Source organism: Pseudomonas thermotolerans DSM 14292, from assembly GCF_000364625.1.
Lineage (GTDB): Bacteria > Pseudomonadota > Gammaproteobacteria > Pseudomonadales > Pseudomonadaceae > Aquipseudomonas > Aquipseudomonas thermotolerans.
In genome coordinates this window covers 66,147-89,149 of sequence record NZ_KB822602.1, presented here as the reverse complement: position 1 = coordinate 89,149, position 23,003 = coordinate 66,147, and the positions used below count along the sequence as shown (strand labels likewise).

20 protein-coding genes are annotated in these 23,003 nt (G+C 67.7%); 8 read left to right on the top strand and 12 right to left on the bottom strand.

What is annotated here, in order from left to right; genetic code table 11:
• Positions 1-77 precede the first annotated feature (77 nt).
• A complete protein-coding gene (locus H165_RS0104475; protein WP_017937715.1) occupies positions 78-1,118 on the top strand; it encodes a metal-dependent hydrolase in 1,041 nt (346 codons plus the stop codon).
• 43 nt (positions 1,119-1,161) lie between these two features.
• Here H165_RS0104475 and H165_RS0104470 read toward each other — a convergent pair whose 3' ends face one another.
• From H165_RS0104470 to H165_RS0104460, 3 genes are all read right to left on the bottom strand, one after another.
• Complete coding sequence (locus tag H165_RS0104470) at positions 1,162-2,571, bottom strand: amino acid permease (protein WP_017937714.1); 1,410 nt, start codon at positions 2,569-2,571, stop codon at positions 1,162-1,164.
• Positions 2,572-2,828: 257 nt separating this feature from the next.
• The gene (locus H165_RS0104465) at positions 2,829-3,881 is read right to left on the bottom strand and encodes a Glu/Leu/Phe/Val family dehydrogenase (RefSeq protein WP_017937713.1); all 1,053 of its coding nucleotides are present in this window, start codon (positions 3,879-3,881) and stop codon (positions 2,829-2,831) included.
• A gap of 93 nt (positions 3,882-3,974) precedes the next feature.
• A complete protein-coding gene (locus H165_RS0104460) occupies positions 3,975-7,442 on the bottom strand; it encodes an indolepyruvate ferredoxin oxidoreductase family protein (protein WP_017937712.1) in 3,468 nt (1,155 codons plus the stop codon).
• A gap of 200 nt (positions 7,443-7,642) precedes the next feature.
• Here H165_RS0104460 and H165_RS0104455 point away from each other — a divergent pair, with 200 nt between their 5' ends.
• Positions 7,643-8,110: an Lrp/AsnC family transcriptional regulator gene (locus H165_RS0104455; protein ID WP_017937711.1), complete on the top strand. Its 468-nt coding sequence runs from the start codon at positions 7,643-7,645 to the stop codon at positions 8,108-8,110.
• A 58-nt stretch (positions 8,111-8,168) separates the two neighbouring features.
• On the opposite strand, the gene maiA is transcribed toward H165_RS0104455, so the two are convergent.
• Together maiA and hppD are read right to left on the bottom strand one after the other, a co-directional pair.
• The gene (maiA, locus tag H165_RS0104450; RefSeq protein WP_017937710.1) at positions 8,169-8,822 is read right to left on the bottom strand and encodes a maleylacetoacetate isomerase; all 654 of its coding nucleotides are present in this window, start codon (positions 8,820-8,822) and stop codon (positions 8,169-8,171) included.
• A 57-nt stretch (positions 8,823-8,879) separates the two neighbouring features.
• On the bottom strand, positions 8,880-9,968 hold the full coding sequence (gene hppD, locus H165_RS0104445) for a 4-hydroxyphenylpyruvate dioxygenase (RefSeq protein ID WP_017937709.1): 1,089 nt from the start codon (positions 9,966-9,968) through the stop codon (positions 8,880-8,882).
• 403 nt (positions 9,969-10,371) lie between these two features.
• On the opposite strand from hppD, the gene H165_RS0104440 reads away from it, so the two are divergent.
• Both H165_RS0104440 and bfr read left to right on the top strand, forming a co-directional pair.
• Entirely contained in the window at positions 10,372-10,590 is a 219-nt protein-coding gene (locus tag H165_RS0104440) for a bacterioferritin-associated ferredoxin (protein WP_017937708.1), read from the top strand.
• Positions 10,591-10,799: 209 nt separating this feature from the next.
• On the top strand, positions 10,800-11,270 hold the full coding sequence (gene bfr / locus H165_RS0104435) for a bacterioferritin (RefSeq protein ID WP_017937707.1): 471 nt from the start codon (positions 10,800-10,802) through the stop codon (positions 11,268-11,270).
• Positions 11,271-11,336: 66 nt separating this feature from the next.
• On the opposite strand, the gene grxD is transcribed toward bfr, so the two are convergent.
• A complete protein-coding gene (gene grxD / locus H165_RS0104430; RefSeq protein WP_017937706.1) occupies positions 11,337-11,669 on the bottom strand; it encodes a Grx4 family monothiol glutaredoxin in 333 nt (110 codons plus the stop codon).
• A gap of 89 nt (positions 11,670-11,758) precedes the next feature.
• Positions 11,759-13,867, bottom strand: a complete 2,109-nt coding sequence (locus H165_RS0104425) for a molybdopterin oxidoreductase family protein (RefSeq protein WP_017937705.1) — start codon at positions 13,865-13,867, stop codon at positions 11,759-11,761.
• A 340-nt stretch (positions 13,868-14,207) separates the two neighbouring features.
• On the opposite strand from H165_RS0104425, the gene argF reads away from it, so the two are divergent.
• Together argF and H165_RS0104415 are read left to right on the top strand one after the other, a co-directional pair.
• Positions 14,208-15,128, top strand: coding sequence for an ornithine carbamoyltransferase (gene argF / locus H165_RS0104420; protein ID WP_026146352.1), 921 nt, complete (start codon positions 14,208-14,210; stop codon positions 15,126-15,128).
• A complete protein-coding gene (locus H165_RS0104415; RefSeq protein ID WP_017937703.1) occupies positions 15,125-16,246 on the top strand; it encodes an ABC transporter ATP-binding protein in 1,122 nt (373 codons plus the stop codon). The genes argF and H165_RS0104415 overlap by 4 nt, the downstream gene beginning before the upstream one ends.
• Positions 16,247-16,258: 12 nt before the next feature.
• On the opposite strand, the gene H165_RS0104410 is transcribed toward H165_RS0104415, so the two are convergent.
• From H165_RS0104410 to ybaK, 5 genes are all read right to left on the bottom strand, one after another.
• The gene (locus tag H165_RS0104410) at positions 16,259-17,332 is read right to left on the bottom strand and encodes a GGDEF domain-containing protein (RefSeq protein WP_026146351.1); all 1,074 of its coding nucleotides are present in this window, start codon (positions 17,330-17,332) and stop codon (positions 16,259-16,261) included.
• Positions 17,333-17,453: 121 nt separating this feature from the next.
• Positions 17,454-17,606 carry a PhzF family phenazine biosynthesis protein gene (locus tag H165_RS19080; protein WP_017937701.1) on the bottom strand — a complete coding sequence of 51 codons (153 nt, stop codon included), beginning with the start codon at positions 17,604-17,606 and terminating at the stop codon, positions 17,454-17,456.
• Between the two features lie 40 nt (positions 17,607-17,646).
• Positions 17,647-18,435, bottom strand: coding sequence for a substrate-binding periplasmic protein (locus H165_RS0104400; RefSeq protein ID WP_017937700.1), 789 nt, complete (start codon positions 18,433-18,435; stop codon positions 17,647-17,649).
• Between the two features lie 15 nt (positions 18,436-18,450).
• Positions 18,451-19,938, bottom strand: coding sequence for a glycerol kinase GlpK (gene glpK / locus H165_RS0104395; protein WP_017937699.1), 1,488 nt, complete (start codon positions 19,936-19,938; stop codon positions 18,451-18,453).
• Positions 19,939-20,040: 102 nt separating this feature from the next.
• A complete protein-coding gene (gene ybaK / locus H165_RS0104390; protein WP_017937698.1) occupies positions 20,041-20,511 on the bottom strand; it encodes a Cys-tRNA(Pro) deacylase in 471 nt (156 codons plus the stop codon).
• 85 nt (positions 20,512-20,596) lie between these two features.
• On the opposite strand from ybaK, the gene H165_RS0104385 reads away from it, so the two are divergent.
• Complete coding sequence (locus H165_RS0104385) at positions 20,597-21,355, top strand: DeoR/GlpR family DNA-binding transcription regulator (protein WP_017937697.1); 759 nt, start codon at positions 20,597-20,599, stop codon at positions 21,353-21,355.
• Between the two features lie 95 nt (positions 21,356-21,450).
• A complete protein-coding gene (gene glpD / locus H165_RS0104380) occupies positions 21,451-22,989 on the top strand; it encodes a glycerol-3-phosphate dehydrogenase (RefSeq protein ID WP_017937696.1) in 1,539 nt (512 codons plus the stop codon).
• Positions 22,990-23,003 lie beyond the last annotated feature (14 nt).

Genomic DNA, 23,003 nt, shown 5'->3' with positions numbered 1-23,003 from the left:
ATTCCCGGTGAAAATTTGCCGCTTGCCGGACTCTGGCCTCGGGTTAACTTAGTGCCCCCAGGCCAGAAGGAATGCACATGGACTCGATCACCCAGATGGCGCTCGGCGCCACCATCCAGGGCGCCCTGCTCGGTCGCTGGCAGGGCCGCAAGGCGCTGCTCTACGGCGCGCTGCTCGGCACCCTGCCGGACCTCGACGTGGTGATCGACTACCCGGACGCGGTGGACTGGATGACCCACCACCGCGGCTTCAGCCATTCCCTGGTGGTGCTCAGCGGCCTGGCGCTGCTGCTCGCCTGGCTGGTGCGCCGCCGGCATCCCACGGCCGGCTACTCGGCCCAGCGCCTGACCCTGACCCTCTGGCTGGTGCTGATCACCCATCCGCTGCTGGACGCCTTCACCAGCTACGGCACCCAGCTGTTCTGGCCGCTGGCTACGCCGCCGGTGGCCTGGTCGACGCTGTTCATCATCGACCCGCTGTATACCCTGCCGCTGCTGGTGGCGGTTGGCGCGGGGCTGGCCCGGGGCCTGAAGGACCGCCCGGCACGGCTGCCGACCTGGGCCCTGGCGCTGTCCTGCCTGTACATCGCCTGCAGCGTGGCCGGTCGGCAGATGGCCGAGCAGCGCGTCGAGCAGGCCCTGGCCGCCGCGCAGATCCGCCCCCAGGCGCTGTTCGTCGCCCCGGCACCGTTCAACGTGCTGCTCTGGCGGGTGATCGCCCTGGACGGCGAGGACTACCACGAAGCCCTGGTGAGCTGGTTCGACCGTGCCCCGCCGCGCCTCTCACGCATCCCCCGCGGCACGCAGCTGGCCGCGGCGTTGCGCGACTCGCCCCAGCACCAGCGCCTGCAGTGGTTCACCCAGGGCTTCCTGCGCTACGACCGCATCGACGACCAGTTGATCGTCACCGACCTGCGCCTGGGCATGACCGGCTTCCACCCCTTCCGCTTCGCCATGGCGAGCTGGCAGGAGGGCCGCTGGCAGCTGGCCGAACGGGTCGAGCGGCTGCCGGCGCGGCGCGGCGACCTGGCGCAGCTGCAGCAGCTCTTCGCGCGGATCTGGAACGAGGAGCAGCCGGTGCCCCTGGAGCAGTGGGCGCAGGCACTGCAGCGCCCCTAAGGGACAGGCCGGGGCAGAGCGCCGCCGGCCCGACGTGAAGCCCCTACTCGACGTAGGGCCGCGCCTCGGTGTGCGCGCCGCCGCGGGCCAGGCGCAGGCGGTAGAAGGCCCAGATCACCAACAGCCACACCGGGATCGCGTACACCGAGATGTGGATGCCGGGGATCTGCAGCATCACGATGAGAATGAAGGCCACCCAGGCCAGGCACAGGTAGTTGCTGAACGGGTACCAGAAGGTCTTGAACGCCGGCTCCACACCCTGGGCCTGCATGGCCTTGCGGAACTTCAGGTGGGCCAGGCTGATCATCGCCCAGTTGATCACCAGGGAAGCCACCACCAGGGACATCAGCAGCTCGAGCGCCTCGGCCGGGGCCACGTAGTTGACCACCACGCACAGCAGGGTGATCAGCGCCGACACACCGATGCCCACCACTGGCACGCCACGGCGATTCAGCTTCATCAGCACGCGGGGGGCATCGCCCTGCTCGGCCAGGCCGTAGAGCATCCGGCTGTTGCAGTACACGCCGCTGTTGTAGACCGACAGCGCGGCGGTGAGCACCACGAAGTTGAGCAGGCCCGCCGCCACGTCACTGCCCAGCAGGGCGAAGACCTTGACGAAGGGGCTGCCGCTGTAGGGATCGCCGGCGCTGTTGATGCTTTCCAGCAGCGAGTCCCAGGGGTACAGGGAGAGCAGCACCGCCAGGGCGCCGACGTAGAAGATCAGGATGCGGTAGACCACCTGGTTGATGGCCTTGGGGATCACCTTTTTCGGCTGGTCCGCCTCGGCCGCGGTGATGCCCACCAGCTCCAGGCCACCGAAGGAGAACATGATGAAGGCCATGGCCATCACCAGGCCGCTCAAGCCGTTGGGGAAGAAGCCGCCGTGCTCCCAGAGGTTGCCGATCGTGGCCTGCTCACCGCCGGCGCCGCTCACCAGCAGCCAGCCACCGAGCAGGATCATGCCGATGATCGCCAGCACCTTGATGATCGCGAACCAAAACTCGGCCTCGCCGAACACCCGCACGTTGGCCAGGTTGATGGCGTTGACCAGCACGAAGAAGGCCGCCGCGCTGGCCCAGGTGGGAATCTCCGGCCACCAGAACTGGATGTACTTGCCCACCGCGGTCAGCTCGGCCATGCCCACCAGCACGTAGAGCACCCAGTAGTTCCAGCCGGACAGGAAGCCGGCATAGCCCCCCCAGTACTTGTGGGCGAAGTGGCTGAAGGAGCCGGCCACCGGCTCCTCGACGATCATCTCGCCGAGCTGGCGCATGATCAGGAAGGCGATGAAACCGGCGACGGCGTAACCGAGGATCATCGCCGGACCGGCCGACTTGAGCACCCCGGCGGAGCCAAGGAACAGGCCGGTGCCGATGGCGCCGCCGAGGGCGATCAGCTGGATGTGACGGTTCTTCAGGCCGCGCTTGAGCTGGCCGTTGGCTGCGTGGGACATCAGAAAACGCTCCGGGTCTGGAGCCGCGGGGAACGAGGCTGGGACATGGGATCACCTGTGGTCCACTCCGTGACGGGATCTTGCCCGCGGGTGCGTGGACCTGCGGAGTCGATGGCGGGTGGCCGGAATGGGAACGCCCGGAGGGCGTCGGGTCACGGAAACCGCTGGAGTATATAAGGCCGGCCGGGGCACGACCAGCAGGCAGCCCGGTGCGCCTCCCCCGGCGGGGAGGGACACCGGGCGGACGGCGGCGGAACTCAGCGGCCGAGACGCTCGCGGGCCAGACGGTCGGCGATGGCGGTGGTGGTCGCCCCCTCGCTGGCCGAACGACGGAAGATCTCCTCCAGGGTCGCCTCGATACCCTCGATGTGGGCCTTCAGCTCGGCGGGGCTGCCGCCGGAGCGCTCGTAGAACACGTCGATGATCCCACCGGCGTTGATCGCATAGTCCGGGGCGTACAGGCAGCCGCGGCGCTGCAGGTCCTCAGCCAGCTCGGGACTGGCCAGCTGGTTGTTGGCGGCGCCGGCGACGATGGGCGCGCGCAGTGCCTCCAGGGTGTGCCGGTTGATCACCGCACCCAGGGCGCAGGGAGCGAAGACGTCCACGTCGAGACCGAAGATCTCCAGCTGGTCCACCGCACGAGCGCCCAGCTGCTCCACCGCGCGGCGCACGTTGGCCTCGACGATGTCGGTCACCCACAGCTCGGCGCCGGCGTCCTTGAGCAGGCGCGCCAGGTTGAAGCCGACCTGGCCGACGCCCTGGATGGCGACCCGCAGGCCGGTCAGGTCGTCACGGCCGAGGCGATGGCGCACCGCGGCGCGGATGCCGACGAATACCCCGTAGGCGGTGGACGGCGACGGGTCGCCGTCACGCAGGCTGCCGTCCAGGGCCTCGCGCTGGCCGGCGCCGGCCACGTGGCGGGTGCGCTGGGCCATGATGCGCATCTCCGCCACCCCGGTGCCGGAGTCGGCGGCGGTGATGTAGCGCCCGCCGAGACTGTCGACGAAGTCGCCCATGGCCTGGAACAGCGCCTCGCTCTTGTCGCGGCGCGGATCGCCGATGATCACCGCCTTGCCACCGCCCAGCGGCAAGCGCGCCAGCGCCGACTTGTAGGTCATGCCGCGGGACAGGCGCAGCACGTCGCGCAGGGCCTCCTCGTCGGTGGCGTAGCTCCACATGCGGCAGCCGCCCAGGGCCGGGCCCAGGGTGCTGTCGTGGATGGCGATGATCGCCCTGAGGCCGCTGGCGGAGTCGTGGCCGAAGACCACCTGCTCGTGGTTGTCGAAATCGATATGGGTGAAGACGGACATGGGTTCCTCGGTATTGTCGTTGGATGCGGAAGGTCGGGGACACGGACACCCCTCTCCCGCGTGCGGGAGAGGGAGCGGGACACAGGGGAGTGGCTAGGCGGCCGGCTCGAACAGCCGCACCGCGGCGATCTCCCGGGCCTGCAGGCGGGTCTTGAGCTGTTCGGCCTGCTCGCGGGCCTTGGCCACGGCGCGCTCCTTGACGTGGCCGTAGCCGCGGATCCGCTCGGGCAGCTCGGCCAGGGCCACCGCGGTGCGGTAGTTGTCCGCGCGCAGGTGGCGGAGCAGCAGCTCGATCCACTCCTCGTACTCGCCGATCAGCTCGCGCTCCAGACGCCGCTCCGCGCTGCGCGCGAAGGGATCCAGAACGCTGCCGCGCAGGAACTTGAAGCGCGCCAGCACGGCAAAGACCTTGAGCATCCAGGGGCCGTAGCTGCGCTTGACCGGCACGCCGAGGCGCGGGTCGGGCCTGGCCAGCCAGGACGGCGCCAGGTGGAACTGCAGCCGGTAATCCCCCTCGAACTGCGCCTCCAGCTGCTGGCGAAAACTCGGTTCGCTGTACAGCCGGGCCACCTCGTACTCGTCCTTGTAGGCCAGCAGCTTGAAGTAGTAGCGCGCCACGGCCTTGCTGAGAGCCTGGTCGGCACTCGGGTCGACCTTCCGCACCCGCTCCACCAGCGCCCGGTAGCGCTCGGCGTAGGCGGCGTTCTGGTAGGCGGTGAGGCGCGCCATGCGATCGGCGAGCAGTTCGTCGACACTCTCGCAGTAGGGCGCTTCCGGGGTCGAGGGCTTGGCCACCTTCTCCACCGCGGCCGGGTCGAAGGCGGCGCGGCGCCCCCAGAGGAAGGCCTGCTGGTTGAGTTCCACGGCCACGCCGTTCAGTTCGATGGCCTTGTCGATGGCCTCGGCCGAAACCGGCACCAGACCTTTCTGATAGGCGAAGCCGAGCATGAACAGGTTGCTGGCGATGCTGTCGCCGAGCAGCGCGGTGGCCAGCCGGGTGGCGTCGACGAAGTGGGTCTTGGTCTCGCCCACCGCCTCGACGATCGCCTCACGCATGGCCGCGCCGGGCACCCGGGCGTCCGGGTTGCGGGTGAATTCGGCGGTCGGCGCCTCGTGGCTGTTGACCACCGCGTGAGCGATGCGCTCGTTGAGCTTGGCCAGGGCCTCCTCGCTGGCGGCCACCACCAGGTCGCAGCCGAGCATCAGGTCGGCCTCCCCAGCGGCGATGCGCACCGCGTAGATGTCCTCCTGCTTCGCCGCGATGCGGATGTGGCTGATCACCGGACCGAACTTCTGCGCCAGGCCGGCCTGGTCGAGCACCGTGCAGCCCTTGCCTTCTAGGTGCGCGGCCATGCCCAGCAGTGCGCCCACGGTGGTCACCCCGCTGCCGCCTACGCCGGGCAGGAGGATGTTCCAGGGCCGCGCCAGATCCGGCTTGCGCGGCTCCGGGAGGACCTCGAACAGCGCCCGAGCGCCGAGCGCCTCGGGCTTGCGCAGGCGGCCGCCGTGCACGGTGACGAAGCTCGGGCAGAAGCCCTCGACGCAGGAGAAGTCCTTGTTGCAGGCGTTCTGGTCGATCTGCCGCTTGCGCCCCAGCTCGGTCTCCAGGGGCAGCACCGACAGGCAGTTGGACTGCACGCTGCAGTCGCCGCAGCCCTCGCATACCGCCGGGTTGATGAAGGCGCGCTTGGCCGGGTCGGCCAGCTTGCCGCGCTTGCGCCGGCGGCGTTTCTCGGTGGCGCAGGTCTGGTCGTAGAGGATCACCGAAACCCCCTTGAACTCGCGCAGCTCGCGCTGCACGGCGTCCAGCTCGCGGCGGTGATGGAAGGTGACGATGGGCGCGAAGCGGGTGCGGTCCGGGTACTTATCCGGCTCGTCACTGACCAGGGCGATGCGCCGGACGCCCTCGGCGTAGACCTGCCAGCTGAGCTGGTCGATGCGCAGCTCGCCGTCGATCGGCTGGCCGCCGGTCATGGCCACCGCGTCGTTGTAGAGGATCTTGTAGGTGATGTTCACCCCGGCGGCCACCGCCGCGCGCAGGGCCAGGTGGCCGGAATGGAAGTAGGTGCCGTCGCCGAGGTTCTGGAACACGTGCGGGGTGTCGGTGAACGGAGCCTGACCGATCCAGGTGGCGCCCTCGCCGCCCATCTGGGTGAAGGTGTCGGTGCTGCGTTCCATCCACTGGGTCATGTAGTGGCAGCCGATGCCGCCCAGAGCGCGGCTGCCTTCCGGCACCTTGGTGGAACTGTTGTGCGGGCAGCCGGAGCAGAAGTGCGGGGTACGCACCGTGTGGTGCTTGGGCGCAGCCAGGGCCTTCTCCTTGGCATCCAGGAAGGCCAGGCGCTCCTCGATGGTGGCGCTGGTGTAGATGGGCGCCAGGCGTTTGGCGATCACCCGGGCGATCATCGCCGGGGTCAGCTCGGCCAGGTTGGGCAGCAGAGAGTTGCCCCGTTCGTCGAACTCCCCGACCACCCTCGGACGCTTGTCCACCGGCCAGTTGTAGAGCTGCCCGGTGAGCTGGTCCTCAATGACGCTGCGCTTCTCCTCCACCACCAGGATCTCGTCCAGGCCCTCGGCGAAGCGATGCACCGAGACCGGCTCCAGGGGCCAGCTCATACCCACCTTGAGCACCCGCAGGCCAATGCGCGCGCAGAGCTCCTCGTCCAGGCCCAGGTCGTTCAGGGCCTGGCGCACGTCCAGGTAGGACTTGCCGGTGGTGATGATGCCCAGGCGCGGGTTGGGCGAATCCAGCTTGATCTGGTTGAGGTCGTTGGCCAGGGCGAAGGCCCGCGCGGCGTAGATCTTGTACTGGTTGAGGCGTTTCTCCTGGGCCAGCGGCGGGTCCGGCCAGCGGATGTGCACGCCGTCCTCGGGCAGCTGGAAGTCCTCGGGAATGCGGATCTTCACCCGCAGCGGGTCCACCTCCACCACAGCGGAGGAATCGACGTTCTCGGCGATGGTCTTGAGCGCCACCCAGCAGCCGCTGTAGCGCGACAGCTCCCAGCCGATGATCCCGTAGTCGAGGATCTCCTGGACGTTGGCCGGGTTCAGCACCGGGATGGAAGCGGCGATGAAGGCATGTTCGCTCTGGTGGGCGATGGTCGAAGACTTGCAGCCGTGGTCGTCGCCGGCCAGCAGCAGCACGCCACCATGTTTGGAGACGCCGGCCGAGTTGCCGTGCTTGAACACGTCTCCGCAACGGTCGACGCCCGGGCCCTTGCCGTACCACATGGAGAACACGCCGTCGTAGCGCGCGCCGGGGAACAGGTTGGCCTGCTGGCTGCCCCACACCGCGGTGGCGCCCAGCTCCTCGTTGACTCCGGGCTGGAAGTGGATGTGGTTCTGCTGCAGGAACTCGCGGGCCTCCCACAGGCTCTTGTCGAGACCGCCCAAGGGCGAGCCGCGATAGCCGGAGATGAAGCAGGCGGTGTTGAGTCCGAAAGCGGCGTCACGCTGCTTCTGCAGCATGGGCAGGCGGGTCAGCGCCTGGGTGCCGGTGAGGTAGAACTGGCCCGTGGCTACACGGTACTTGTCATCCAGGCGGATCTCGGCCAGAGACATGGTCGCTCCTCTTGTTTTCTTGTGGCGAGCGTCGCGGCGCTTCATGGGCGCCGCCCCGGGGCTTCCGCCGGGGGATCACCCCGACGGTTCGGCTGGCAAAACTATGACCGAGCGGTTCCGACTTTTTCTTTCTTTTTTCAGCCTCAAACGGCAATACTGCGCATGATCGCTCCTTTCATGAGATAAAAATAGAAAGAATCATGCAGGACAAGCTAAGCCCCATCGACCGCCGCATCCTCCGCCTGCTGCAGCACGACGCCGACCTCTCCGCCGCCGAGATCGCCGAAAAGGTGGAGCTCTCACAGTCGCCCTGCTGGCGGCGCATCCACCGCATGCAGGAAGAAGGGCTGATCGAACGCAAGGTGGCCCTGCTCAATCCGAAGAAACTCGGCCTAGGCATGACGGTGTTCGTCGACATCAAGCTCTCGGCCCACGGCCGCAGCAACCTGGAGGAATTCGAACAGGCGGTGGTGGGCTACCCGGAAGTGCTGGAGTGCTACAGCATGGCCGGCGGCTCGGATTACCTGCTCAAGGTGGTGACTCGCGACATCGCCAGCTACGAACGCTTCCTGCGCGACCACCTGCTGCAGCGCCCGCACGTCCAGGAAGCGCACTCCCATATCGCCATGAGTGAGGTGAAGAGAACTACCGAGTTACCGCTGGATTGACCCAGGCAGCTTGGGATCGCCCTTCCCTAACCCACTCTCCCGCCAACCGGAGAGGAAACTAGAGCGCCGCGTCGGGCTGAGCCTCGGGGGCAGCGGCCTTGAAGGCGTCCAGGGCCAGACAGCGGTCCTCCAGCGCCAGCAGCCGGGGGAAGCCGCTCAACTCGCAGCCGAAGCGTCGCGCGTTGTACAGCTGGGGAATCAGGCAGGCCTCCAGGTAGCCGGGGCGCTGGCCCAGAGACAGGCGGCCACCGAACGCCGCCAGCCCCTCCTCCACTGCAGCCAGACCGCGCTCTACCCAGTGTCGGTACCAGGCGTTCTTGGCCTCCTCGGCGACGCCCAGCTCGGCGGACAGGTACTGCAGCACCCGCAGGTTGTTCAGCGGGTGGATGTCGCAGGCTACGTGCATGGCCAGGGCGCGCACCTGGGCGCGCAGCTCCGGCTCACCGGGCAGCAACGAGGGCACGGGGAACACCTCGTCGAGGTATTCGAGGATCGCCAGCGACTGGGCGATGCGTACCCCGCCAGCCTCCTCGTCCACCAGCAGGGGCACCAGCTCCTGGGGATTGAGGGCGCGGTAGTCGGCGGAGTGCTGCTGGCCGCCGTCCCTGACCAGGTGCACCGGCACCTGGCGGTAGGCCAGGCCCTTGAGGTTCAGCGCGATGCGTACGCGATAGGCGGCGCTGGAGCGCCAGTAGGAATAGAGAATCAGCATAGGAACTCCCTGAAGGGGCCGGCGCCTTCCCTCGCTCGCCGGCCGTCGCCTTCCAGTTTATTCCCCATCCGCCGCCAGCACGCCACGGCGCAGTTGGTCCTCCTCGATGGACTCGAACAGGGCCTTGAAATTGCCTTCGCCGAAGCCCTGGTTGCCCTTGCGCTGAATGATCTCGAAGAAGATCGGACCGATCACCGTGCCAGTGAATATCTGCAGCAGGATGCCGTCGTCACCCGGCGCGCCGTCGATCAGGATGTTCAGCTCGCGCAACTGGTCCAGCGGCTCGCCATGCCCCGGCACGCGGCTGTCCACCTTTTCGTAGTAGGTGTCCGGGGTGGTCATGAAGTCCACGCCGTTGGCACGCAGCTGGCGCACGGTGGCGTAGATGTCGTCGGTGGCCAGGGCGATGTGCTGGATGCCCTCGCCGTGATACTCGCGAATGAATTCCTCGATCTGCGACTTGTCGTCGGCCGATTCGTTGATCGGGATGCGGATCTTCCCGCAGGGCGCGGTCATGGCCCGGGAGTACAGGCCGGTGAGCTTACCCTCGATGTCGAAGTAGCGGATCTCGCGGAAGTTGGCGATACGCTCGTAGAACTTCGCCCAGACGTCCATCTGCCCGCGCTTGACGTTGTGAGTCAGGTGGTCGATCTCCAGCAGGCCCACCGCGTTGTCGTTGGGCGAGCGTCCGGGGATGAACTCGAAGTCCACGTCATAGATGGTCCGGTCGCCATAGCGGTCGACCAGGTAGAGCAGCGAACCGCCGATGCCCTCCACGCAGGGGATGTTCAACTCGCCGAAGTTGGCGTGGCTGCCCACCAGCCTGGCGCCCTGGGACTCCACATAGGCGGCGGCCTGAGCGGCGTTCCTGACCCGGAAGGCCATGGCGCAGGCACTCGGGCCATGCTGCAGGGCGAACTCGTGGACATGGCCAGTGGGGCTGCCGTTGAGCACGAAGTTGATGCCGTGCTGCTGGAACAGCCAGACCTCCTTGGAACGATGCTTGGCCGTCTCGGTGAAGCCCATGGCGACGAACAGGCGACGTAGCTGCTCGATGCCCTCCGGGGTGGGCGCGGTGAACTCGACGAACTCGAAACCGTCGGTGCCGATAGGGTTGTGTTGCTCGATCTTGGCCACGGCGTTCATTCAGCCTCCTCATCTTGTCGTTATCGATCGGCCGGCCACCGGGGGTGGCACGCAAAGGGATGCCTTGATCACAAACGAGCCGTGGCGGGCGCTCAAGGCGGTTTGCCGGGGCGGATGACCTTGTTCGGCCCGCTTCCCGTCAGCTTTTCCTTACACCTCACACGAGAACGGTTAGGGGCCATTGCAGGCCCCTGGCTGCGTAACGATTTCCTTACAAGCCGGTCTGCGGGCTTGCCGGCCTCATCCGACCGGCGGCAGCGCTCTGCCACTCCCGTGACCGACCGCCAGGCCCCGTCCGAGCTGGCCTGAGTGAGATTGAAAAGGGCTTCCCGGCGGTTTTGACAAGCATTCTCATTACGCTTAATATCCTGCTCATTGAACAGATCAAGCAGTGAGACTCCATATGTACGTCTGCCTGTGCCACGGTGTCACCGACGGTCAAATCCGCGAAGCAATCTACGAAGGCTGCTGCAGTTACCGGGAAGTCCGCGAGAACCTCGGTGTCGGCACCCAGTGCGGTAAATGCGCCTGCCTAGCCAAGCAGGTGGTGCGCGAGACCCTCTGCGAGGTACAGAGCAGCCAGGCCTCCCTCGCCTACCCCGCCGGGTTCGCCGCGGCCTGAGTACGGAGCCCCCGCCTAACGGAAAGCCGGACCTCGCGTCCGGTTTTTTTGTACCCGCAGATCAAGCAGTTAACGCCGAGACGCGGAACTAAAGCATTCGTATTCAGATTAATTTTTCTTTATCTTTCAAAGACTTACATTTGACAGAAAAAGAGGCCGGGACCAGAATCAGGAAGATCCCGTAACCTTGCTCGCGGCAGGAGGCGAACATGAAAGGCGACAAAAAGGTCATCCAGCACCTGAACAAGGTCCTCGGCAACGAGCTGATCGCGATCAACCAGTACTTCCTACACGCCCGCATGTACGACGACTGGGGTCTGAAGAAACTCGGCGAGCACGAGTACCACGAATCCATCGACGAGATGAAGCACGCCGACAAGCTGACCAAGCGCATCCTGTTCCTGGAGGGTGTGCCCAACCTGCAGGACCTCGGCAAGCTGCACATCGGCGAGAACACCAAGGAGATGCTCACCTGCGATCTGAAGCTGGAGCTGAGCGCCCTTACCGACCTCAAGGCCGCCATCGCCTACTGCGAGAGCGTCGGCGACTATGCCAGCCGCGACCTGCTGGAGGACATCCTGGAGTCCGAGGAAGAGCACATCGACTGGCTGGAGACCCAGCTGGACCTGATCGACAAGGTGGGCCTGGAGAACTACCTGCAGTCGCAGATGGAAGACTGAGCGCCAGTTGCCCGCCGCCCAAGAAAAAGCCCCGCGGTTGCGGGGCTTTTCGTTTCCGGTGCGGAATCAGGAAGCGGCGTTGGCCTTGGCCGCGGCTTCCTTGATCAGGGTCTGCAGTTCACCCTTCTCGAACATCTCCACCAGGATATCGCTGCCGCCGACCAGCTCGCCGTTGACCCACAGCTGCGGGAAGGTCGGCCAGTTGGCGTACTTCGGCAGGTTGGCGCGGATCTCCGGGTTCTGCAGGATGTCGACGTAGGCGAACTTCTCGCCGCACGCCATCACCACCTGCGCCGCACGGGCGGAGAAGCCGCACTGCGGAGCGTTGGGCGAGCCTTTCATGTACAGCAGAATGGCGTTGTTGGCGATCTGCTCTTTGATGGTTTCGATGATATCCATTGGGCACCTCGGCACTGAACTCTCCGGCCTGACGGCCGGCCTGATGACGCGATTGTACAGCAAAGCCCAGCGTCCCGCTCGGTCTCTCCTCAGGTCGCTTCCACCTCCACCGGGATGCCGTTCAGCGCGGCGTTGCCGGACAGTGCATCAAGGCGGCGCTCGTCGGTCAGGTCGTTGGCGCTGACGCCCGGCTGGGCGCGGGCGATGGCCAGGCGCACGCCAGCGCGGTCATGTCCCCAGCCGTGGGGCAGGCTGACCACCCCCGGCATCATCTCCTCGCTGGCCGCCACGTCCACCTCCACCTCGCCGACCCGCGAACGCACCCGCACCCGCTGACCGTCAACCAAGCCGCGCCGGGCCAGATCCTCCGGGTGCATCAGCAGCTGGTGACGCGGTTTGCCCTTCACCAAGCGCCGGTAGTTGTGCATCCAGGAGTTGTTGCTGCGCGGATGGCGGCGGCCGATCAGCAGCAGGGCACCCGCCTCGGGCGCAGGCTGGGTGGCAAAACGCTGCAGGTCGGCGAGCAACGGCTCGGGTGCGGCCTGCACACGGCCGTCGGGGGTTTTCAGGCGGCCGGCCAGGTTCGGGCGCAGCGGGCCCAGGTCGAGGCCGTGGGGATGCTCGCGCAGCACGGCAAGGGACAGCCTGTGCTCGCTCCTCTCGCCGTAGGGACCGTGGCGCAGGCCGAGATCGATCAGTTGTTCCGGCGGCAGAGTGGGCTTCAGCTCGGCGCCAGTACGCGAAGCGAAGGCGCGGGCCAGGGCGACGAAGATTTCCCAGTCGTGCAGCGCGCCTTCCGGCTTGTCCAACAGCGCCTCGTTGAAGCGGGTAACGTTGCGCACCGCCAGCAAGTTGAAGGAGGTGTCGTAGTGGTCGTGCTCCAGCGGCGCCGTGGGCGGAAGGATCAGCTCCGCGTGGCGCGTGGTCTCGTTGTGGTAGAAATCGATGCTGACCATGAACTCCAGCCCGGCCAACGCCCGCTCCAGCTGCCGGCCGTTGGGGGTGGACAGCACCGGGTTGCCGGCCACGCTGACCAGCGCACGCACCTGCCCTTCGCCGGGGGTCAGTATCTCCTCGGCGAGCGCCGCCACCGGCAGTTCGCCGGCGAACTCGGGCAGCCCGGAGACCCGGCTGCGCCAGCGCGCGTAGTGCCCGCCGGAAGTGCTGGCCACCAGGTCCACCGCCGGCAGGGTGCAGAGCGCGCCGCCCTCACGATCGAGATTGCCGGTGACCAGGTTGATCAGTTGTACCAGCCACTGGCAGAGGCTGCCGAACGGCTGGGTGGAGATGCCCATGCGCCCGTAGCACACCGCCCGCTCGGCGGCGGCGAAGTCGCGGGCCAGTTGGCGGATCTCCCCTGCCGACACGCCGCAGCGCCGGCTCATGGCCTCAGAATCGAAGGGCGCGATCGCCTCGCGCACCGCGTCGAGGCCGCTGACCGGCAGCGGCGTCGGTCTGGTCAGCCCCTCGGCGAACAGGGTGTGCAGCATCCCCAGGAGCAGCGCCGCGTCCTCGCCGGGGCGGATGAACAGGTGGCGGTCGGCGACCGCCGCCGTCTCGCTGCGCCGCGGGTCGACCACCACCAGTCGACCGCCGCGTGCGCGCAGCGCCTTGAGCCGCCGGGCCACGTCCGGCACGGTCATGATGCTGCCGTTGGAGACCAGCGGGTTAGCGCCGAGGATCAGCATGAAGTCGGTGTGGTCGATGTCCGGGATCGGGATCAGCAAGCCATGGCCGTACATCAGGTGACTGATCAGGTGGTGCGGCAGCTGATCCACCGAGGTGGCCGAGTAGCGGTTGCGGGTCTTCAGCAGACCGAGGAAGTAGTTGCTGTGGGTCATCAGCCCGTAATTGTGCACGCTGGGGTTGCCCTGGTAGACCGCCACGGCGTTCGCCCCATGGCGGCGCTGGATGTCCGCCAGGCGCTCGGCCACCAGCTCGAAGGCCTCAGCCCAGGCGATGGGCTGCCAGCTGTCGCCGTGGCGGCGCAGCGGCTGGCGCAGGCGGTCGGGGTCGTCCTGAATGTCCTGCAGGGCCACCGCCTTGGGGCAAATGTGCCCGCGGCTGAAGGGGTCCTCGGCGTCGCCCTTGATCGACAGGATGCGCTGGGAGCCGTCGGCCTGCCGCTCGACCTCGATGCTCAGGCCGCAGATGGCCTCGCAGAGATGGCATGCACGGTGATGGAGGGTTCTGGTCATGGCCTCACCTCTTCTTGTTGTGGTGCGCCGGCACGCAGCGGGCCGGGCGTGAGCTGCACTATGGAACGGCGGCGGCGGATCCGCCACCGGCTTCAGAACGTGAATCCACCACCATCAGACGGAAGGATCGCCCCGGCGATGCGCCACTCCCCGCCGCCCCTGACGCTTTCCCGGCCGCGCGGAGAGAATTTGCCCCGACGCGATACTTCCTTATAAGATCGCGCCTTTCCCTGATTTCCGCTCCATGCGGTCCCGCCGCAGGTTCAGTCCGTTTTTTCTTGCGAAAGCCGGCCAGTACCTCGGCCCAAAACTGAGATAACAAGTCGTAGGTACACTCACCATGAGCGCAAGACACTTCCTCTCGCTAATGGACTGCACGCCGCAGGAGCTGACCAGCCTGATCCGGCGCGGCATCGAGCTGAAGGACCTGCGCAACCGAGGCGTGCTCTACGAGCCTCTGAAGAACCGGGTACTGGGGATGATCTTCGAGAAGGCGTCCACCCGTACCCGCCTGTCCTTCGAGGCCGGCATGATCCAGCTCGGCGGCCAGGCCATCTTCCTGTCGCCGCGCGATACCCAGCTCGGCCGCGGCGAACCGATCGCCGACAGCGCCATCGTCATGTCGCGCATGCTCGACGCGGTGATGATCCGCACCTTCGCCCACGCTACCCTCACCGAGTTCGCCGCCCATTCGCGGGTGCCGGTGATCAACGGCCTGTCCGACGACCGGCACCCCTGCCAGCTGCTCGCCGACATGCAGACCTATCTGGAACACCGTGGCAGCATCCAGGGCAAGACGGTGACCTGGATCGGCGACGGCAACAACATGTGCAACAGCTACATCGAGGCGGCCATCCAGTTCGACTTCCAGCTGCGCGTCGCCTGCCCGGAAGGCTACGAGCCGAGCGCCAGCCTGCTCGCCCAGGCTGGCGATCGCGTGACCCTGCTACGCGACCCGCGCGAGGCGGTCCAGGGCGCCCACCTGGTGACCACCGACGTCTGGGCCTCCATGGGCCAGGAAGACGAGGCCGACGAGCGCATGACCAGCTTCCGTCCCTACCAAGTGACCCGCGAGCTGCTCGACCAGGCCGCCGAGGACGTGATCTTCCTGCACTGCCTGCCGGCCCACCGCGGCGAGGAGATCAGCGAGGACCTGCTCGACGACCCGCGCTCCTGCGCCTGGGACCAGGCTGAGAACCGCCTGCACGCGCAGAAGGCCCTGCTGGAAATGCTCGTCGAGCCGGCCTACCACCACGCATGAGCGAGCTGCTGCTGAGCCTGCGCGACCTGTCCTGCGGCTACGGTCGCCAGCGGATCGTCGAGAACCTCAGCCTGCACCTGAACAGTGGGGATATCGGCTGCCTGCTGGGCCCCTCGGGCTGCGGCAAGACCACCACCCTGCGCGCCATCGCCGGCTTCGAGCCGGTACAGAAGGGCGAGATCCAGCTCGGCGGCGAAGTGATTTCCCGGGCCGGCTACACCCTGGCTCCGGAGAAGCGCCGGATCGGCATGGTGTTCCAGGACTACGCGCTGTTCCCGCACCTGACCGTGGCCGACAACGTGGCCTTCGGCATCCGCAAGCATCCCGAGCGCAAACGCATCACCGACGAGCTGCTGGAGCTGGTCAAGCTCGGCCACCTGGCGCGCCGCTACCCCCACGAGCTGTCCGGCGGCCAGCAGCAACGCGTCGCCCTGGCCCGCGCCCTGGCTCCGCAGCCGCGCCTGCTACTGCTCGACGAGCCCTTCTCCAACCTCGACGGCGACCTGCGCCGGCGGCTCAGCCACGAGGTACGGGAGATCCTCAAGGCGCGCGGCACCAGTGCCATCCTGGTCACCCACGACCAGGAGGAGGCCTTCGCGGTGAGCGACCACATCGGGGTGTTCAACAATGGCCATCTGGAGCAGTGGGACACGCCCTACAACCTCTACCACGAGCCGCTGACCCCCTTCGTGGCCAGCTTCATCGGACAGGGCTACTTCATCCGCGGCCAGTTGCTCAGCCCCGAGGCGGTGCAGACCGAACTGGGACCGATCCGCGGCAACCGCGCCTACACCTGGCCGACCGGCAGCGCGGTGGACGTGCTGTTGCGCCCGGACGACATAGTGCCGGCCCCGGACAGCGACCTGCAGGCGCTGATCGTCGACCGCACCTTCCTCGGCGCGGCGACCCTCTACCGCCTGCAGCTGCCCACCGGCACCCTGCTGGAATCCATCTTTCCCAGCCACCTGGACTACCCGATCGGCGCGCACGTCGGCATCCGCATCGCCGCCGACCACCTGGTGGCGTTCCCCGCCCAGGGCAGCATTGCCGCCCAGCTCAGCCTCGGCGAGCCCGGGGTGCGCCGCTACCAGGACCTCTCCGCCAGCCAGGGCTTGTAGGCAGCCCCGCCCCTACTGCAGCACCACCCGGTCGCGTCCGCCGGCCTTGGCCTTGTAGAGCGCGGCATCGGCACGCTGCAGGGTGTCCTCCCAGGACTCCTCGGGCCGATACGCGCTGATCCCCACCGAGACGCTCAGCTGCAGATCCGGGAAGCCCTGCCAGCTGGCCTCGCGCAGGCGGTGGCGTAGACGCTCGACCATCAGTTCGGCGCCCGCCCCATCGGTGCCCGAGAGCAGCAGCAGGAACTCCTCGCCACCCAGCCGGGCGACGAAGTCCACGTCGCGTACCGCCTGGCGCAACAGCTCGCTCACCTGGCGCAGCACCTGGTCGCAGCCCTCGGCGCCGTAGCGCTCGTTGACCGTCTTGAACAAGTCCAGGTTGACCAGGCAGACCGCGAAGCCATACTGCCCGCGGTCGGCCAGTGCCTTCTGCTGGGCCAGCAGCTCGCGGGCGAAGCGGCGGTTGTAGAGCCCGGTCAGTTCGTCGGTGATGGCCAACTGCTGAACCCGTTCCACTGCCTGATGCAGGTCGCGGTTGCGCGCCTGCAGGGTACTCCGCAGGTTGCCCATCTCCAGGCCGAGCAGCGACACGCCGAGCAGCAGGATGAAGAACACCAGCGCCTGGAGCAGCTCGACGCGCAGCTCCAGCGGCGCGCCGCGGCGGTACAGGGCGAACATCAGCAGAGCGTAGCAGGCCACCACGAACAGACCGATGCGCAGGAAGCCCGCCAGACCCAGTTGGAAGGCGCCGAACATCATCACCACCAGCACCATCATCAGTACCAGGGGCCGCAGGCCGTCGAAGAAATAGGCGCTGGCGAAAACCACGGCGATCGACCAGCTCATCTGTGCCATGGTCATGCTCGGGTCGTAGAAACGCAGGTTGAGGTTGAGCCAGATCGCCAGCAGGAAGAGTACGCCGCTGACCACCACCACGAAGGACAGCACCGCCATGCCACCCAGGCTGATGGACATGAAGCCGGCCCCATAGGCCAGCCAGCAGACAAGCAGGTGGAGCAGAGAGGCGATGCAGGCCAGCAGCGTGCGGCGCAAACGCAGGAGTTGGTCGCGAGTCGGTGCCGTCATCCGAAGTCCCTGATTGGCTGTCGTGCGCGGGGCAGTATAGCCAGCCCCCCGCATCTGCTGGACGCACCGCGCGCCGGGATGGGATCCAGGCCACAGAGCGTCGATCCGCTCTGCTGCGCGGCTAGAGCCAGAGGCTGCCGCTGGCCACCGAACGGGCATGCTCGCACAGCGGCACCTCGCTGGTCGGGGTGAACCGGTGGATATGCCGGCGCTCCCCGTCCTTCACCAAGAAGGTGGTCTCCACCAGGTTGCGCTCGGTGGCGATGCGCTGCATCACTGCCTCGTCCGGTAGCGTTCCAGGCGCAGGCGAACGCTCACTCGCTGACCCCGTAGCGGGCCATCAGGGCCTTGAGTCGGCCGTTCTGGCGATAGCGGCGCAGGCCGTCCCCGAAGAGCGCCAGGTGCTCGCGGCTACGCTCCAGCACCGGCGAGAAGGCCAGGTAGATGGGCACGTCCGGCTCCCGGCAGCCAACCTCGATCAGCTCCGGGATCGGCGCACGACTCCGGGCCAGCTGGTTGGCCATCACCCAGCTGTTCTCCAGCATCACGTCGATGCGGCCGTGCAGTACCTTGGAGACGTTGAGCCCCAGCGCCTGGTCGCCGGAGGCGATCTGCACCCGCTGGCCGTTCTTGGCGTGGCGCCGGATGTAGCCGTCGAGGGTCTTGTCGTAGCTGTAGCCGTTGATCACCCCGATGCTGACCTCGTCCAGCGAGTCGATGCCGCGGAAATGCCAGCTGCTGCCCGGCCGGGCGTAGAAGCACATGCGCGAGACACCCGGCGCGATCGTGGTGAACAGCAGGTCCGGCGCGTCCTCGTAGCCGGCGCCCACCAGCGCATTGGCGCGGCCGTTGCGCACCGCATGGATGGCCCGTGCCCAATTGACCGTCTGGTATTCGACGCGGATGCCGGACTCGGCGAAGATCTCCTGGGCCAGCTCGATGAAGATCCCCGGCCGGTCGCTGTCGGGCTCGCAGTTGATCGGGCACCAGAGGTCACCGACCACCACCAGGGTCTCGCTGCGCGTCTGCAGGGACCAGGCGGCGAGCGCCCCGAGCAGCACCAGTCCCTGGAAGAACCGCCGCAGATCCAGATCCCTCGCCAAGATTCACACTCCACTTCAAGTACCGCTGCGTACCCGTTGCACCGCGTCCAGCCAGCCGGCGTAGAGCTTCTCCCGATGGCCGTCGGCCATTCTCGGCGAGAAACGCTTCTGACGGTGCCAAAGCCGGGCGATCTGGTCCAGATCAGCGTAGAGGCCGAGGTGCAGGCCGGCCAGGTAGGCGACCCCGAGGGCGGTGGTCTCGGTGACCTCCGGGCGTTCCACCGGCACGCCGAGGATGTCGGCGAGGAACTGCATCAGCCAGTTGTTCTCCACCATTCCGCCGTCGACGCGTAGCGCGCTGGGCGCCGTGGCGCCGTCCTGGCACATGGCCTCGAGCAGATCCCGGGTCTGGTAGCAGACCGACTGCAGGCCGGCAGTGACGATCTCCTTGATGCCGGTGTCGCGAGTCAGGCCGAAGATCGCTCCGCGCGCCTTGGGGTCCCAGTAGGGCGCGCCCAGGCCGGTGAAGGCCGGCACCAGGTAGACCCCGCAGGCGTCGCCGGTCTGCGCGGCCAGCGCCTCGGTGTCGCGGGCATGGCTGATCAGCTTGATGCCGTCGCGCAGCCACTGCACCGCCGCGCCGGCGACGAAGATGCTGCCCTCCACCGCGTAGGTCACCTGGCCGTTCAGGCGATAGCCCACGGTGGTCAGCAGGCGGTTCTTCGAGACCACCGGCTGGCTGCCGGTGTTCTGGATCATGAAGCAACCGGTGCCGTAGGTGCTCTTCACCATGCCCGGCCGGAAGCAGGTCTGGCCGATCAGCGCAGCCTGCTGGTCGCCAGCCATGCCGAGCACCGGGATGGCCGCGCCGAGCAGGTCCTCGCGGGTGACGCCAAACTCGGCGGCGCAGTCCAGCACCTCTGGCAACAGGCTGCGCGGGATGTCGAACAACGCCAGCAGCTCGTCGTCCCACTGCTGGCGGTGGATGTCGAACAGCAGGGTGCGCGAGGCATTGCTGGCGTCTGTGCGATGCACCCGGCCGCCGGTCAGGCGCCAGAGCAGGAAGCTGTCCACGGTGCCGAAGCGCAGCTCGCCGCGCTCGGCGCGTTCGCGGGCGCCGGGCACGTTGTCGAGGATCCAGCGCAGCTTGGTGGCGGAGAAATAGGGATCGATCAGCAGGCCGGTCCTGGCCGCCACCCTAGCCTCGTGGCCGGCGGCCTTGAGCTCGGCGCAGTAGTCGGCGGTGCGGCGGTCCTGCCAGACGATCGCCGGGTGGATCGGGGCGCCGCTGCAGGCGTCCCACACCAAGGTGGTCTCGCGCTGGTTGGTGATGCCGATGGCGGCGATCTCGGCGACGTTCAGGCCGCTCTGGCGGATCGCCTCGCGGCAGACCTTGAGGGTGGTCAGCCAGATTTCCTCGCCGTCGTGCTCGACCCAGCCATCGCGCGGGAAATACTGCTTGAACTCCTGTTGGGCGCTGGCCACCGGCAGGCCCAGGGCGCTGAACACGATGGCCCGGGAACTGGTGGTGCCCTGATCTATGGCTAGCAGGTACTGGCTCATGGCGTGATCCTTGTTCTTGTTGCTCCCTGGCCTGCACGCCCGGCAGGCCGGGTTTTCAGGACGGCTGGCGCCGGTCCCGGCTTACGGTGGCGGCGGGTACACTCAGGGTCGGCCGATGGCCGCGAAGCTGGCCTGGGTGTGCTGGGCCAGGGTCTCGGCACTCAGCTCCACCTCCAGGCCGCGCCGCCCGCCGCTGACGTGGATGGTAGGGTAGTTCCGCGCCGACTCGTCGATGAAGGTGCGCAGGCGCTTCTTCTGCCCCAGCGGGCTGATGCCGCCGACCAGGTAGCCGGTGGCGCGCTGCGCGGCGGCCGGATCGGCCATGTCGGCGGTCTTCGCCCCGGCGGCCTTGGCCAGGGCCTTGAGGTCCAGGCTGCCGGCCACCGGCACCACGGCCACCAGCAGCTCGCCCTTGTCGCTCGCCGCGAGCAGGGTCTTGAACACCCGTGCCGGGTCGATGCCGAGCTTTTCCGCCGCTTCCAGGCCGTAGGAAGGAGTCTTGGGATCGTGCTGGTAGGTATGTACCTGGTATTCGGCCTTGGCTTTCTTCAGGAGATCGATGGCGGGGGTCATGTTCGATTACGAAAATATGACGGCAGGATTTCGACTACCTTAGCCCTAAATCCCCGCGGACGACAGCCTTTCGAAGGACGCCTCCATGACCCTCGCGCCCCGGCAGCAACGCATCCTGGAACTGGCCCGCGAACGCGGCTACGTCAGCATCGACGAGCTGGCCCAGGCCTTCGCCGTCACCCCGCAGACTATTCGCCGCGACATCAACCGCCTGGCCGAGCGCCAGCTGCTGCGCCGCACCCACGGCGGAGCCGCCTGCGAGACCTCGAGCATCCACAACACCGCCTACGCCATGCGCGCCGGGCAGATGCGCGAGGAGAAGCAGCGCATCGCCGAGGCCGTAGCCGCGCGGATTCCCGACCAGGCCTCACTGTTCATCAGCATCGGCACCACCACCGAGGCCATCGCCCGCGCCCTGCTCGGCCACCGCGGCCTCAAGGTGATCACCAACAACCTGCACGTCGCCGCCCAGCTCAGCGCCTGCGAGGACTTCGAGGTACTGGTCGCCGGCGGCACGTTGCGCGCCGATGGCGGCGTGGTGGGCCAGGCAACGGTGGACTTCATCGAGCAGTTCAGGGTGGACTTCGCCCTGATCGGCATCAGCGGCATCGACGAGGACGGCAGTCTGCTGGACTTCGACTACCAGGAGGTGCGGGTCTCCCAGGCGATCATCCGCAACGCCCGGCAGGTGCTACTCGCCGCCGATTCCAGCAAGTTCGGACGCAACGCGCTGGTGCGCCTGGGCTCCATCCAGATGGTCGACCAGCTGTACAGCGACGCCCCACCTCCGGCCGCGCTGGCCCGCCGGCTGCGCGACTGGGGCGTGCAACTGCACTTGGTCTGAGCAGCGCGCCGGGCGCTGGCAGGCCGCCTGGGGCAGGCCTAGTATTTTCGAAAGCGAAAAGCTGCAATTCACTTTCGACCGGCGAGGTTCGCGCCATGTCCCAGGCAATCTCTCCCGCCGCGCCCCTTGCCGAGGTCTACGACCTGGCGGTCATCGGCGGCGGCATCAATGGCGTGGGGATCGCCGCCGACGCCGCCGGGCGCGGTCTGTCGGTGTTCCTTTGCGAACAGCACGACCTGGCCGCGCACACCTCCTCGGCGAGCAGCAAGTTGATCCACGGCGGACTGCGCTATCTCGAACACGGCGAGCTGCGCCTGGTCCGCGAGGCCCTGGCCGAGCGCGAAGTGCTGCTGGCCAAGGCACCGCACCTCGTCCACCCCCTGCGCTTCGTGCTGCCGCATCGTCCGCACCTGCGCCCGGCCTGGCTGATCCGCGCCGGGCTGTTCCTCTACGACCACCTGGGCCGGCGCGAGCGCCTGCCCGCCTCGCAGGCCCTGCGCTTCGGCGCGGACAGCCCGCTCAGGGCGGAGATCCGCCGCGGCTTCGCATATTCCGACTGCGCGGTGGATGACGCCCGCCTGGTGGTGCTCAATGCCGTGGCCGCCCGCGAACAGGGCGCGCACATCCATCCGCGCACCCGCTGCGTCAGCGCGCGGCGCCGCAAGGGGCTCTGGCACCTGCACCTGGAGCGTGCCGACGGCAGTCTCTATTCGGTCCGCGCCCGGGTCCTGGTCAACGCCGCCGGGCCTTGGGTGGCGCGGCTGTTCGAGGAGGTCCTGAAGCAGCCCTCACCCTGTCCCCTACGCCTGGTGCAGGGCAGCCACCTACTGGTACCACGCCTCTATCCGGGCGACGAGGCCTACATCCTGCAGAACGAGGACCGCCGCATCGTCTTCGTGATTCCCTATCTGCAGCATTTCAGCCTGATCGGCACCACCGACCGCGACTTCCAGGGCGACCCGGCCCGGGTACGGATCAGCGAGGAGGAGATCGACTATCTGCTGCAGGTGGTCAACGCCCATTTCCGCAAACAGACCAGCCGTGCCGACATTCGCCACAGCTTCTCCGGGGTGCGCCCGCTGGGCGACGAACAGACGGGCGATCCGGCAGCGCTCAGCCGCGACTACCGCCTGGTCCTCGACGCCGCGGGCGGCGAGGCGCCGCTGCTCTCGGTGTTCGGCGGCAAGCTGACCACCTACCGCAAGCTGGCCGAAGCCGCCCTGGAACTGCTCGCTCCCAGCTTCCCCGGCCTGCGCCCGGCCTGGACCGCCCAGACGCCGCTACCCGGCGGCGAGCAGCTAGAGGATCCCCGGCAGCTGGCCGAGAGCCTCTGCCAGCGGCATCCCTGGCTGCCGGCGGAGCTGGCGCTACGCTGGGCCCAGGCCTACGGCAGCCGCTGCTGGCGCCTGCTGGAGGGAGTAGGCCGCGAGGAGGACCTGGGCGAACACCTGGGCGGCGGACTCTATGCCCGGGAAGTGGACTACCTGTGCCACGAGGAATGGGCGCGGGAGGCCGAGGACATCCTCTGGCGGCGCAGCAAGCTGGGCCTGTTCCTGGATGCCGAGCAGCAGGCCCGGCTGCGCCGCTACCTGGCCGGCGAGCGTGCGCAGCGGGCGCGCCTGCGCATCGTCTGAAGCAGCGGACCGGC